This window comes from Actinoplanes sp. NPDC051411, assembly GCF_040682075.1.
Taxonomy (GTDB): domain Bacteria; phylum Actinomycetota; class Actinomycetes; order Mycobacteriales; family Micromonosporaceae; genus Actinoplanes.
Genome location: NZ_JBFBAD010000227.1, coordinates 1 through 10,357, shown reverse-complemented (window position 1 = coordinate 10,357; position 10,357 = coordinate 1). Strand labels below are relative to the sequence as shown.

Genomic DNA, 10,357 nt, shown 5'->3' with positions numbered 1-10,357 from the left:
TCCGGCCGCCTTTCGGGGGGGGCGGCGCCCCGCGCGCCGCCGGGCCTGCCGGTCGGGGTCGGCGACCGGCGAGGAGAGCATCAGCCTTTTCGTGTACGCGTGGTGCGGCCGCCGCGTCACGTCGTCGGCCGGGCCGGACTCGACGATCTCGCCGTGCCGCAGCACCGCCGCCCGGTGGCTGACGTGGCGGATCACGTCGAGGTCGTGCGAGATGAACAGGTAGGCCACGCCGGTCCGCCGCTGCACGTCGACCAGCAGGTCGAGGACCCGGGCCTGGGTCGACAGGTCGAGCGCGCTGACCGGCTCGTCGCACACCACCAGCCGGGGCCGCCGCACGAGTGCCCGGGCGATCGCGATGCGCTGCCGCTGGCCGCCGCTGAACGCCCGGGGTAGCCGCCCCGCGGTGTCCGGCGGCAGGCCGACGTCGTCGAGGACCTGCCGGATGCGCTCGCGGGCCTCGGCCCGGCTCGCCCCGGCCACCTCGAGTGGTTCGGCGAGGATCGCGGCCACCGGCAGGGCCGGGTTGAGGGAGCTGTACGGGTCCTGGAACACGACCTGGATCTCGCTGCTGAGCGCCCGTCTGCTGTTCTTGGGCAGCGACGTGATGTCCTGCCCGTCGTAGACGATCCGCCCCGACGACGGCCGGACCAGGCCGAGGATCGCGCGGCCGAGCGTGGTCTTGCCGGAGCCGGATTCGCCGACCAGGCCGAGGCATTCGCCCGGCCGGACGGTCAGCGACACGTCGCGCAGCGCCCGCACCGGCTCCTTTCCGCGGCCGCGGACCGGATAGTCGACGCCGAGATGCTCGACGGCCAGCAGGTCGGCGGTCTGAGGGTCGCTCATAGCGCGGGCCTCGGTGCGGTGTCGTGCAAACCGGCCTCCAGCAGGGTGCGGGTGTAGTCGTGGCCCGGGTGGGCGAACGTCGCGCGTACGTCATCTTGCTCGACGATCCGGCCGTGCCGCATGACCGCCACCCGGTCGCAGATGTCGGCCACGACACCGAAGTCGTGGGTCACCATCAGCATCGACATGCCGCGTTCCTTCTGCAGGTCGCGCAGCAGGTCGAGGATGTCGGCCTGGACGGTGACGTCGAGTGCGCTGGTCGGCTCGTCGGCGATCAGCAGGTCCGGCTCGCCGGCGACCGCTCCGGCGATCAGCACGCGCTGGGCCATGCCGCCGCTGATCTGGTGCGGATAGCTGGCGTAGACCCGCCGCGGATCGCCGATGCCGACCTTCTCCAGCAGCTCCAGCGCCCGCCGCCGCGCCTGAGCGCGGGACATCTTCGCCACCGCCCGCAGCGGCTCGGTGAGTTGCGCTCCGATCGTGAAGGACGGGTCCAGGTTGGACATCGGCTCCTGCGGAACGTACGCGATCCGGCCGCCGAGTCGCCGCCCGCGCCCCCCGACGGCGACCGTGCCGGTCGTGGTGGCGGTGGCGGGCAGCAGCCCGAGGATCGTCAGCACGGTCTGGGTCTTTCCCGAACCCGACTCCCCGACCAGCCCGAGGACCTCGCCGGCGCCGATCGCGAACGAGATGTCGTCGACCACCCGGCGGTCCTGGTAACTGACGGTCAGGCCGGTCACCCGGAGCATCGGTCCGTCGGTCAGTGTGCCGATCTCCCGGCGCCGGACCGGCGGCGGCACGGCCGTGGCCTCGTCGCCGATCGCCGAGCCGAGCACGGCCAGCGCGGCCACGGTCAGGCCGATCGCCAGCCCGGGCCAGAGCACGAGATAGGGCGCGGCATAGATGTTGGTGAACGCGTCGGCCAGCATCTGCCCCCAGCTCGCCACGGTCGTGTCGCCGAGCCCGAGGAACTGCAGACCGGTCTGGATCAGCACCGCGATGCCGGCGCTGATCGACGCCTGGATGATGATCGGCGTGCGGATCACCGGCAGCACGTGCCGGCGGACGATCCGGGCGTCGCGCAGCCCGGAGACCCGGGCCGCGTCCAGGTAGAGCTCGCCGCGGACCTGCCGGACCGCGGTGCGGGTCAGCCGGAAGAACCCGGGGGCGAGCAGCACGCCGAAGACGGCCATCACCGGGACCGTACGCGGGCCGGCCGCCGCGATCAGTGCCATCAGGAGGACCAGCCCCGGGATCGCCTGGAGCATCGTGGCGAACCAGCCGCCGAGCCCGTCGAACCAGCCGCCGAAGTAGCCCGCGACCAGCCCCGCCAGCACCCCGCAGAGGATCGCCACGACCAGCGTGACCACGGCGCCGAGCAGCGTGGTGCGGCCGCCGAAGCAGAGCCGGGAGAGCACGTCGCGTCCGGCGCCGTCGCCGCCCATCCAGTGCGCGGCGGACGGGTTCGCCCGGGCCAGGCCGGCGATCACCCGGTTGGGGTCGTCGGGGGCGAACACGGGCGCGAACACGGTTACGACCAGCACGAACAGCAGGACCACGAGCGCGGCCACGGCCAGCGGGTTGCGCAGCAGTCGTCTCATCTCGTCCGCACCTTCGGGTTCAGGGCCGCGTTGACCAGGTCGAGGACGACGTTGACCAGCACCACGACCAGGACCATCGCGATCACCACGCCGAGCACGGTCGGGTTGTCGCCGCCGACCGTCGCCTGCAGCACCAGCGAGCCGATGCCGGGCAGCGCGAAGATCTGCTCGATCACCACCGTGCTGCCGAGCATCGCGATGAAGTGCAACGAGAGCACCGTCAGCGCGTTCGGCGCGGCGTTGCGCAGGGCGTGCTTCCAGACCACGCTGCATTCGCCCAGGCCGCGGCTCCGCAGCGTACGCACGTAGTCCTGGTCCAGCGTCGCGATCATCGCCGTCCGTACCTGCTGGGCGGTCGAGGCCACGGCACTGACCGAGAGGGCGAGCACGGGCAGGATCAGCGACCGGGCCCAGCCGGTGGGGGACTCGGCCAGCGGGACATATCCGGTCGCCGGCAGCCACCTCAGGCGGATCGCGGCGAGCAGGATCAGCAGCAGGGCCAGCCAGGCGCCCGGCATCGCGAACCCGGCCACCGCGAGCACCTGCAGGAACCGGTCGATCCAGCCCCGCCGGGTCGCGGCCAGCACGCCGAGGAGCGCGCTGAGCAGCCCGGTCAGCACCACGCTGGTCAGCGCCAGCGAGAGGGTCACCGGCAGCCGGTCGAGGATCGAGGTGGTGACCGGCTGGTTGCTCAGCCACGAGGTGCCGAGGTTGCCGCGCAGGGCGTGGGACAGCCAGCCGGCGTACTGAATCGGAAGCGGCCGATCGAGGCCGAGTTCCGCGGTTTTGGCGGCGATCTGATCGGGCGTGGCGTTCTCGCCGAGCAGCGTGCGGGCGACGTCGCTGCCGCCGATCCGCAGGAGGAAGAACGTCACGGTGGCGAGGATCAGAATCAGGGCGACGCCGGTGGCGAACCGCCTCATTTCGCCGGCTTGTAGTTCGCGATCGACGGGACGATCTGCAGCGCCTGCGGGGTCGCGTCGACCTTGGCCGAGGTGAAGTAGACGGCGTCCGGGAAGTAGGCCGGGACGAACCACGCCTTGTCGATGTAGAGCTTGGCCAGTCTGTGCAGCTCGGCCGGCTCGGCGCCACTCTGCTGGACGGCCGTGATCTGCTGGTCGATGGCCGGGTCGTCATTGTGGAGCGGGTTCCACGGCGCCGACCTCGTGCCCCAGAAGTTGATGCCCTGCCAGGGGTCGCTCGACTGCAGCTGATACCAGACGACCGGGAACTTGCCCGACAGGTACTGGTCGTTGGTCTGCGCGTTGGGCACGTTGACCCAGTTGATTTTGATGCCGACCGCGGCCAGCTGCTGGGTGAGCAGCGGCTGCAGGTTCGGATAGACCGGCACCGGCATGCTCATCGTGAACCCCTGTGCCGCGCCGGCCTGGGCGAGAAGCGCCTTCGCCTTGGCCGGGTCATAGGCGTACGCGCCGTTCAGTGCGGCGTCCCAGCCGTTCGACTTCGGGTTGAACACCTGGCCGGTCAGCGTGCCCTTGCCGTCCGAGAGCGTGGCGAGGATGGCCTTCGGGTCGATCGCGTAGTTGATCGCCTGCCGTACCCGCACGTCGGCCAGCTCGGGCACGATCTTGCCGGCCCGGTCGAAGAAACAGCCCCTGGAACCCCGGCCCGGGCGACTGCAGCACCTTGAGCCCGGCCCCCTTGGCGGTCGCGATCGTCGTCGCGTCGCCGATGCCGCCGTCGACCTGCCCCGACCGGATGGCGTTGAGCCGGGCGGTGCCGTCCAGGATCGGCTTGAGCACGATCCTGTCGTACGGGTAGGCGCCGGCGTCCCAGTACTTCGGGTTCTTGATGTACGTGTACTGCACGGTCCGCGTGGTCGCCTTGGCGTCCAGCGTGTACGGCCCGGTCCCGACCGGCGTCGTCCGGAGCGCCTCGGTGCCGATCACCCTGGGGCTGGCCATCATGCCGCCGGGCAGCCCGAGCTGCCGGATCAGTCCCGGGTCGGGCCGGCTCAGATGCAGGTCGACGCCGGTCTTACCGGAGATCGTGATGTCCTTGATCGAGGCGAACGCGGGCGCCGACGTGCCGGTGCCCTGGGCCACCGCCTCGAGGTTGGCCTTGACCGCGTTCCCGTCGAACGGCGTCCCGTCGGTGAAGCTGACCCCGCCGCGCAGCGTGAGGCGCAGGTCGGTCCGGGCCGCGTCGTACTGCCAGGCGGTGGCCAGCATCGGCTGGTACGACCCGTCGGGCGCGATCCGGATCAGCGAGTCGTAGACCGGCTGGTAGAACTGGACATAATGGGCGTCCCGCGAGTCGGCGGGCGCGAACGAGTTGATATCCACCGCAGTGGCCAGGGTGAGGGTGCCGCCGCCCTTCTCGGCGGACGACCCGGCCGCGCCGTCGCACCCACCGAGCGCGACCAGCACCAGCAATCCGGACAGAACACGCACCGACCTTCGCATGGCGAGGACGCTACGACGCAAAACCAAGCTACTCCTCGGTAAGTGACCGGGGTCACATGTCGGGAGCTTCAGCCCTCGCCGCCTTTGCCCTTTCCCTTACCGTGACCGCCCTTGTCGGGGCCGGGCCCCTTGGCCGGCTTGTCGTCGGTGGCGGGCTTTGGCGGGGCCGGTGGGGCGGCACGCGTCGTGGCGGCGACGGTGGTCGGCGGGGTGGTGTGGCCGCGCAACGACAGGTCGGAGCGGCAGGCGACACCGTTGAGGGTGAAGCCGTCGGGCAGCGTGGTCGCGTCCTCGTAGGAGGCCTCGAACGTCGTGGTCACCGGGTGCCCCGGGCTCAGCACCCGGCCGTCGGCGCGGACGTCGGCGCCGGACTGGTGCCAGGTCGCGTTGGAGCCGTGGATCAGCCGCTGGCCGGTCGGCAGCCGGAACGCGAGCCGCCAGCGGTCGACGGCCGCGGTGCCGTCGTTGACCAGGGTCAGCGCGGTCGAGGTGTGGCCGTCGGCGACGTCCTGCACGGCGTAGCGGACGGTGCAGCGGATCGGCTCGGCGGTCACGCTCGACAGGGGACCCGCCGCCGCGGCGGCCGGGGTTTGCGCGTCCGGGCGGGACAGCCACCAGGCGAGGGCCGGCGCGGTCACCGCGAGCGCGGCGGCGGTGGCGATCGCGGTGCGCCGGACGGCCGGACGGCGGAAGTTGAGGCCCGGCGAGACGGGGCGGGGCAGGCCCGGCCGCGTGGGAGCCGGGCGCGCCGGCAGGATCTCGGTGGGCCCGACGGGCGGCACGGCCGAAACGGCTGCCGCTGGGCGTTCGGCCGGTGTGCGGCGCTCGCCGGCCGCTGGGCGCTCGTCCGCGGCATGGCGTTCGGCCGCCGCTGGGCGTTCGGCCGGCATGTAGCGCTCAGGCGCCGGGCGATCAGGGCCCGGCCGGTCGGCCGGCGGCGCGAAGCCGGAGCGGGGCGCCCCCGCAGTGGCCGCCGCCGGCTCTCCGAAGAGGCTGGAGAGCGGCGACGCCAGTGGCAGTCCGGCTATGCCGGCCAGGGCGTGGGCGACGGTCTCGGCCGACGGCCGCTCCTCCGGGGCCTTGGTCAGGCAGCTGTGGCAGAGGGAGACGACCTCGGACGGCAGCCCGTCGACGACCGGGAGCGGCGCCGGCTCCTGGTACCAGTGGGCGCGCAGCATCTGCGTGGTGGTCGACGCCCGCCAGGGGAGCCGGCCGGCGACCATCATGTAGAGGAGCAGTCCCAGCGCGTACACGTCAGTTGCCGGCCGCACCAGGCCGCCGGCGAGTCGCTCGGGCGCGAGGTAGGCCGGGGTTCCCAGGACCAGGCCGGGATCGCTGTCCCGGTCGCCGGCGGCGGCCGAGATGCCGAAGTCGACCAGCTTGACGCCGTTCGCCGTGACCATCACGTTGGCCGGCTTCACGTCGCGGTGGACCACGCCCCGGGCGTGGGCCGCCGCCAGCGCCGCCGCCACCTGGGCCGCGATCAGCACCGCCACCCGCCACGGGAGCGGGCCGGCGCTGAGCAGGTCGTTCACCGGGCGGCCGGCGACCAGTTCCATGACCACGTAGGGCAGGCCGGACGCCTCGCCGTAGTCGTAGACCTCGACCACGTTGGCGTGCCGTAGGCCGGCCGCCGCGCGGGCCTCGGCGTACAGCTGGTGCAGCAGGCCGGGGTCGGCGGCCACGCCGGCCGAGAGCAGCTTGACCGCTACCTCGCGGCCGAGGACCGCGTCCGAGGCCCGCCAGACGACCGACATGCCACCGGTGCCGAGCCGTTCGAGCAGGTGGTACCGGCCCGCGATGGTGTGACCAACGTCCATCCCGGTCCGGTGCCCGCCGCCCGGCCCGATCAAACTGCCCGGTCAGGTCAAACCCGGGCCAGGCCGCCCAGCGCGCGACCGGCCTCGCGGGCCGCCTCGAGCGCGCCCTGGTGCATCTCGGCCGCCAGGCCGGCGAAGGAGTCGAGGTCGGGCACGACCCCGACCAGCGTGAACTCGCGCTCGACCACGGTCAGGTCGGCCGCCCAGATGTCGCCGAGGACGCGCCGCAGGTACGGCGTCGAGTGGTCCCAGCCGTGCCGGGGCGTGCCCTCGCCGTACGCCCCGCCGCGCACCGTGGCCAGCACGACCGGCTTGCCGGCCAGCATGCGCGCCGACTCCTTGGCCCGCGGGTCGGTCAGGATCAGGTCGAAGTAGGTCTTGATGTGCTGGGAGACACCGTAGTTGTAGAGCGGCACCGCGAACAGGATCGCGTCGGCCGCCAGCAGCTCGTCGACCAGCGTGGTGGCCAGAGCGACGGCTTCGGCCTGCTCGGGGGTGCGGGACTCGGCCGGGACGTAGGCGGCGGTGACCGCGGCGGACCAGGCGGTCGCCGGGATCACGTCGACGCCGACGTGCCGGCGCTCGACCCGGTCGCCGGGGTGGGCGGCGAGCCACTCCTGCTCGACGATGTCGGCGATCTCGCGGCTGGCCGAGCCTTCGACGCGGATGCTGGCGTCGAGTCGGAACAGGGTCATGGGGGTTCCTCCGGTTTAGTTGCTGTGCGAAGTAAAGTCTGCTTGGCTTCAAGCTTGAAATCAAGGTTGAAGTGACGTCGTTCACCTCTCAAGTACGCTGGGCCGGTGGCGGATGAGAAGGAGCCGCGCTGGCTCGACAAGGGCGAACAGGCAGCGTGGCTGGCTCTGGCCGGGATGATGATCAAGCTGCCCGGCGCGCTCGACGCTCAACTCCAGCGCGACAGCGGCCTGAGCCTGTTCGAATACTTCGTGCTCAGCAACCTGTCGATGAGCGAGGGCCGCACCACCCGCATGAGCGAGCTGGCCTACCTCGTCAACGGCTCCCAGTCGCGGCTCTCCAACGTGGTCAAGCGCCTCGAAGAGCGCGGCCTGGTGCGCCGGGAGCCGTCACCGGAGAACGGCCGCCACATCAACGCGATCCTCACCGACGAGGGCTTCGAGGCGGTCCGGCAGGCCGCACCCGGCCACGTCGCGGCCGTACGCCACTACATCTTCGACGCCCTCGCCCCCGGCCAGGTCGCGCAGCTGCACCAGATCGGCGACCGCATCGTCGAACGCGCCGACCCGCTGTCGATGTTTCCCCGCATCGACCGGTCGGGCCGCGTCATAGGCTGACCCCATGTATTCGACGTCCGAGTCGCTCCACATCGACGCCCCGCGCGCCGCGGTCTACCGGGCCCTGACCGAGGCGGACGCGATCGCGCGCTGGCGGGTGCCGGCCGGCATGCGCAGCCACGTGCACGAGTTCGAGGCCCGCGAGGGCGGCCGCTTCCGGGTGTCGCTGACCTATGACGCCCCCGACAGCACCGGCAAGTCGGCCGAGCACACCGACACCTACCACGGGCGCTTCCTGTCGCTCGTCCCGGACGAGCGGGTGGTCGAACAGTTCGAGTTCGAGACGGCCGACCCGGCCCTGCGCGGCACGATGACGATGACCACGACGCTCGCCGACTCCGGCGCCGGCACCCTGGTCACGATCCGCCACGAGGGCATCCCCGACGCCGTCCCACCGGCCGACAACGAGACCGGCACCCGGATGGCCCTGGCCAACCTGGCCCGGCTGGTCGCGCCTGGCGCCTAGTCAGGCTGGCTGGACAGCCAGGCCCGGTAGGCCTCGGCGTTGTGCGGGCGCCCCAGGAAGTCGGACACGAGGGTGGCCGCGGGGGCCGAGCTGCCGGGCGCGAGGATCTGGTCGCGGTAGCGGCGGGCCACCCCAGGGCCGGTGAAGGCCGTGAACAGGTCCTTCGCGATCACCAGAGACCACTGGTAGGTGTAGTAGCAGGCCGAATACCAGGCCAGATGCAGGAAGCTCAGGTGCTGCCAGACCTCGTCCACGTGCCGGTAGGGCAGCAGCCCGCGGTGGGCCGCCGCGGCGATGTCGGCCGGGGGAGTGAACGGCCCCGAGGCGGTGTGCAGGTCATGGCTCAGCGTGGCCAGCACCAGCTGGCGCCGGGTCTCCAGACCCCGCCCGAACGCCTCGGCGGCCTTCAGGCGTGAGACCAGCTCGGCCGGCAACGGCCGGCCGGTCTCGTGGTGGACCGCGAACGACGCCAGGGTCGGCGGGTCGGCGAACCACTCCTCCAGCAGCTGGGACGGCGTCTCCACGAAGTCCCACTCGACGGTCAGGCCGTTCAGCCCCGACCAGCGGCCGCGGCCGGCCAGGACGTAGTGGATGACGTGGCCGAACTCGTGCAGGAACGTGCGGACCTCGACCGGTGTCATCAGGTCGCCCGGACCCGGGAAGTTCGCCACGAGGGCGCACGACGGCAACCTCCGGCCGGCCCGGCCGGCGTCCATCGCGAACAGCGCCGCGTGCCCGTATTTGCCGGCGCGGGGATGCAGGTCGAGGTGCACCTGGCCGATCAGCGTGCCCGAGCCGTCGGTCACCTCGTAGGTCTCCACCGACTCGTGCCACGCCGACGCCGAGGACGTCTCCGTGAAGTGGACGTCGAACAACGACGTCAGCAGCGCCATGATGCCGGCCTTGACCCGGCCGAACTCGAAGTACGGGAGGAGGTCGCGGCTGTCCAAGCCGTACGACGTGGCCCGGACCCGCTCGATCAGGTAGGGCACGTCCCAGGGGTCGAGTTCGGACCGCGAGGAGAACTCCAGCAGCCGGGCGTAGTCGGAGGCGGCGCCGGAAGCCGAGGCGTCGGCGGCCGAGGCGATGAAGGCGGTGATGGCGGCCGACGTGCCGGTCATCTTGTCGGCCGCGGTGTAGTCGGCGAACGAGTCGAAGCCGAGCAGCCGGGCCAGCTCGTGCCGGGTCTTCAGCAGGCGGTCGAGGACCGGGATGTTCGCCGGCCGGCCGCGTTCCTGGAACAGCCGCCACATCGTCTCGCGGACGGTCGCGGACGGGCAGTAGCGCAGGACCGGCAGGTAGTCCGGCTGCGCGGTGGTCAGGACGATCAGGCCGTCCGGGCCGGGCGGGTGGGCGGCCAGGTAGGACGCGGGCATGCCGGCCAGGTCGGCGGCCGGGAAGGCGGCCGAGCGCTCGTCGGAGCGGATCGCGTCCTCGAAGTCCTGCTCCAGCCCGTGCAGGACCAGCTGCAGCTCCCGCACGCGGGCGCGGGCGTCCGGATCGAGGTCGAGCCCGTTACGCCGCATGTCGCGCACCACACGGTCCCGGTAGTGCCGGGCCACCGGGTCGTCCGGGGAGAGCGCCGACAGGGCCTGGTAGACCGACGGATCCAGGGACACCGAAAGCAGAACCTCGTGCAACTCGTCGGCCGCCTGCCGGGCGGCCGAACGCGCCGCCGCGGACGGGTCGGTCTGCTGGATCAGCTTGGCGCGATGGGCGCCGTCGACGAGGGATGCGCAGGCTTCGTCGTACGCCTCAAGCTGCGCGAGCCCGGAAACCTTGCCCGTCGTGATGGCCGTCTGGAGGGCGCGGGGGGGCGCGGGCCGGCCCCGCGGCGCGGGGGGGGGGGGGGGCACAGCCCCGATGTTGGGGAATCGCGCCCGGGGGGTGG

General features: G+C 72.3%; 10 protein-coding genes. 2 read left to right on the top strand and 8 right to left on the bottom strand.

Annotation, left to right across the window (positions count from 1 at the left end; genetic code table 11):
* The 7 genes from AB0M88_RS51755 to AB0M88_RS51725 form a co-directional block, all read right to left on the bottom strand.
* Window positions 1-843: ATP-binding cassette domain-containing protein (locus AB0M88_RS51755; RefSeq protein WP_364115516.1), on the bottom strand; the 843-nt coding region annotated here is incomplete at its 3' end.
* Window positions 840-2,444, bottom strand: coding sequence for a dipeptide/oligopeptide/nickel ABC transporter permease/ATP-binding protein (locus AB0M88_RS51750; RefSeq protein WP_364115513.1), 1,605 nt, complete (start codon window positions 2,442-2,444; stop codon window positions 840-842). The genes AB0M88_RS51750 and AB0M88_RS51755, both read right to left, overlap by 4 nt.
* Window positions 2,441-3,367 carry an ABC transporter permease gene (locus tag AB0M88_RS51745; protein WP_364115511.1) on the bottom strand — a complete coding sequence of 309 codons (927 nt, stop codon included), beginning with the start codon at window positions 3,365-3,367 and terminating at the stop codon, window positions 2,441-2,443. Before AB0M88_RS51745 ends, AB0M88_RS51750 begins: the two co-directional genes overlap by 4 nt.
* Window positions 3,364-3,981 (bottom strand): ABC transporter substrate-binding protein, encoded by a 618-nt coding sequence (locus tag AB0M88_RS51740; protein ID WP_364115519.1) that lies wholly within the window; start codon window positions 3,979-3,981, stop codon window positions 3,364-3,366. Before AB0M88_RS51740 ends, AB0M88_RS51745 begins: the two co-directional genes overlap by 4 nt.
* Window positions 3,863-4,870, bottom strand: a complete 1,008-nt coding sequence (locus AB0M88_RS51735; RefSeq protein ID WP_364115508.1) for an ABC transporter substrate-binding protein — start codon at window positions 4,868-4,870, stop codon at window positions 3,863-3,865. Before AB0M88_RS51735 ends, AB0M88_RS51740 begins: the two co-directional genes overlap by 119 nt.
* Window positions 4,871-4,938: 68 nt before the next feature.
* Window positions 4,939-6,690: a protein kinase gene (locus tag AB0M88_RS51730; RefSeq protein ID WP_364115505.1), complete on the bottom strand. Its 1,752-nt coding sequence runs from the start codon at window positions 6,688-6,690 to the stop codon at window positions 4,939-4,941.
* Window positions 6,691-6,737: 47 nt separating this feature from the next.
* On the bottom strand, window positions 6,738-7,385 hold the full coding sequence (locus tag AB0M88_RS51725; RefSeq protein WP_364115502.1) for an NAD(P)H-dependent oxidoreductase: 648 nt from the start codon (window positions 7,383-7,385) through the stop codon (window positions 6,738-6,740).
* Window positions 7,386-7,490: 105 nt separating this feature from the next.
* On the opposite strand from AB0M88_RS51725, the gene AB0M88_RS51720 reads away from it, so the two are divergent.
* Window positions 7,491-8,000: a MarR family transcriptional regulator gene (locus AB0M88_RS51720; RefSeq protein WP_364115499.1), complete on the top strand. Its 510-nt coding sequence runs from the start codon at window positions 7,491-7,493 to the stop codon at window positions 7,998-8,000.
* A gap of 4 nt (window positions 8,001-8,004) precedes the next feature.
* The gene (locus AB0M88_RS51715) at window positions 8,005-8,466 is read left to right on the top strand and encodes an SRPBCC family protein (RefSeq protein ID WP_364115497.1); all 462 of its coding nucleotides are present in this window, start codon (window positions 8,005-8,007) and stop codon (window positions 8,464-8,466) included.
* Here AB0M88_RS51715 and AB0M88_RS51710 read toward each other — a convergent pair.
* The gene (locus tag AB0M88_RS51710; protein ID WP_364115494.1) at window positions 8,463-10,322 is read right to left on the bottom strand and encodes a M3 family metallopeptidase; all 1,860 of its coding nucleotides are present in this window, start codon (window positions 10,320-10,322) and stop codon (window positions 8,463-8,465) included. The two genes, AB0M88_RS51715 and AB0M88_RS51710, sit on opposite strands and share 4 nt — an antisense overlap.
* Between the last annotated feature and the right edge of the window lie 35 nt (window positions 10,323-10,357).